The organism is Reyranella soli, from assembly GCF_007992495.1.
Taxonomy (GTDB): domain Bacteria; phylum Pseudomonadota; class Alphaproteobacteria; order Reyranellales; family Reyranellaceae; genus Reyranella; species Reyranella soli.
The window spans coordinates 1-2,371 of the sequence record NZ_BKAJ01000333.1 but is presented as its reverse complement, the minus strand read 5'-3'; the positions used below and the strand labels follow the sequence as shown (position 1 = coordinate 2,371).

Here is a 2,371-nt window from a genome sequence, read left to right as displayed (position 1 = left end):
CGTGCTCGAGGCGCTGCGCGACACCGATGTGCGACATCTTCTGGCGCGCATTTCCGTGCCGACCCTGGTGCTGCACCGTCGCGGCGACAACGCCGTTCGCATCGGCGCCGGCCGGCATCTCGCCAGCCACATCGCCCAGGCGCGCTTCGTCGAGCTCGACGGCGCCGATCACTGGGCCTTCGCGGGCGATCAGCAACCCGTACTGGCCAGCGTCAGGCAATTCGTCGACAGCCTTGCGGGATAGATTGGCGTCCCCGAGAGGATTCGAACCTCCGACCTCCGGTTTAGGAAACCGCTGCTCTATCCAGCTGAGCTACGGGGACGTGGCAGCGGATATACCATCGTATAGCTGAGACGTCTGCCCCCTTCACCCCGCCACGGCAGCACAGCATACTGCCGCAGTAACTGCCGTCGGCGGAGGCGAATTCGATGATCCGGTGTGTGCGTCTGTGGACCGGCGAGGACCAGAATTCGCATGCCGAGGAGGGCTTCATTGATCTCGCGCCCGGCGCGCGCGGCGATTTTCTCACCGGCAAGCTCGGGACCTCGCACGCCTCCTTCCAGGAGACGCGGTCGGGCGGCACGTTCGAATGGCACACTGCGCCGGTCCGCCAGCTGGTGATCACCCTGAGCGGCAAGCTCGATTTCCAGACGCGCGGCGGCCAGCACTTCAGCCTGGAGCCGGGCGAGATCCTGCTGGCCGAGGATACGACGGGCGGCGGCCATAGCTGGAAGCTGGTCAATGACGAGCCGTGGCGGCGCCTCTATGTCGTGCTCGATCCCGGCACGACGGTGCCCTTCAAGCGCGCGCAATAGTTTTCGGAGAGAATGCATGACCCAGAGCAACGAAGCCGACAGCGCGGACATCGTCCTGGTCGGCGCCGGCATCATGAGCACCACGCTCGCGGTGTTCCTGAAGGAGCTGCAGCCGCACCTGCGCATCGAGATGATCGAGCGCCTGCCCGGCGAGGCCCAGGAGAGCTCGGGCCCCTGGAACAATGCCGGCACCGGCCACGCCGCCAACTGCGAGCTGAACTACACGCCGATGCGCCCGGACGGTACGGTCGACATCGCCAAGGCGCTCGAGGTCAATGTCGAGTTCGACATGTCGCGCCAGTTCTGGTCGTACCTGATCCGCAAGGGCGCCATCGCCTCGCCCGATTCCTTCATCCATCCCGTGCCGCACATGAGCTTCGTGATCGGCGAGGATCGCGCGGCCTTCCTGAAGAAGCGCCACGCCGCGATGAGCGCCCATCACTGCTATCATGGCATGGAGTTCAGCCAGGACCACAAGCAGATCGCCGAATGGGCACCGCTGATCATGGAGGGCCGTGACCCCGGCCAGGTCGTCGCCGCCACCCGCATCGTGAGCGGCGCCGACGTCAACTACGGCGCGCTCACCACCAACCTGATGAACTACCTGAAGACGCAGGACAGGTTCAGCGTCCATTTCCAGCACGAGGTCACCGACCTGCAGCGCCGTCCGACCGGCGACGGCTGGTGGCTGGACGTCAGGGACGAGAAGACCGGCGAGACCCGCCGCATCGGTGCACGCTACGTCTTTCTGGGCGCCGGTGGTGCCGCGATCACCTTGCTGCAGAAGTCCGGCATCCCGGAGGCCAAGGGCTTTGCCGGCTTCCCGGTCAGCGGCATCTGGCTGCGCTGCGGCAAGCCCGAGATTGCCGACCGCCACGATGCCAAGGTCTACGGCATGGCCGCCGCCGGCTCGCCGCCGATGTCGGTGCCGCATCTCGACACGCGCATCATCGACGGCAAGCGCTGGTTGCTGTTCGGCCCCTATGCCGGCTTCTCGACCAAGTTCCTGAAGCACGGCTCGCTGTTCGACCTGGCGCTGTCGATCCGGCCCGACAACATCCTGCCGCTGCTCGCGGTGGGGCGGGACAACTTCGCACTCGAGGAATACCTGGTCGGGCAGGTCTTCCAGACCAAGGAGGACCGCTACAAGGCGCTGCGCGAGTTCTATCCCCACCTGCAGGAGAGTGACTGGGAGCTCGACGTCGCCGGCCAGCGCGTGCAGATCATCAAGCACAGCAAGCTGAAGACGGGAACGCTGGAGTTCGGCACCGAGATCGTGCACTCGGCCGATTCCTCGCTGGTCGCCTTGCTGGGCGCCTCGCCGGGCGCCTCGACGGCCGTGTGGATCATGGTGCACATGCTGGAGAACTGCTTCCACGAGCAGCTGGTCGGCCACTGGGTGCCCAAGATCAAGGAGATGATCCCGTCCTACGGCGGCGACCTCAAGACCGACGCCGCCCTGGTCGAGCGCGTCCGCAAGGACACGGCCGAGGTGCTGGGGCTGCATACATCATGATCTTCCGGACCGCGAGCCTCCGGCTCGCTCATGAGCTTG

3 protein-coding genes and 1 tRNA gene are annotated in these 2,371 nt (G+C 66.0%); 3 read left to right on the top strand and 1 reads right to left on the bottom strand.

Going from position 1 to position 2,371, the window contains the following annotated elements; genetic code table 11:
• Positions 1–244 (top strand): alpha/beta fold hydrolase (locus RSO01_RS46535; RefSeq protein ID WP_174826002.1); only part of this gene is annotated, 244 nt, incomplete at its 5' end.
• Positions 245–246: 2 nt separating this feature from the next.
• Here the strand turns inward: RSO01_RS46535 and RSO01_RS46530 are convergent.
• Positions 247–323, bottom strand: a tRNA-Arg gene (locus tag RSO01_RS46530).
• Positions 324–441: 118 nt separating this feature from the next.
• Between RSO01_RS46530 and RSO01_RS46525 the strand changes: the two genes are divergently transcribed.
• A complete protein-coding gene (locus RSO01_RS46525) occupies positions 442–816 on the top strand; it encodes a cupin domain-containing protein (RefSeq protein ID WP_308933126.1) in 375 nt (124 codons plus the stop codon).
• Positions 817–832: 16 nt separating this feature from the next.
• Positions 833–2,332 carry a malate dehydrogenase (quinone) gene (gene mqo, locus RSO01_RS46520; RefSeq protein ID WP_147157435.1) on the top strand — a complete coding sequence of 500 codons (1,500 nt, stop codon included), beginning with the start codon at positions 833–835 and terminating at the stop codon, positions 2,330–2,332.
• Positions 2,333–2,371 lie beyond the last annotated feature (39 nt).

Coding starts and splice junctions, on each gene's coding strand:
- mqo (WP_147157435.1), top strand. CDS start 833: ATGACCCAGAGCAACGAAGCCGACAGCGCGGACATCGTCCTGGTCGGC.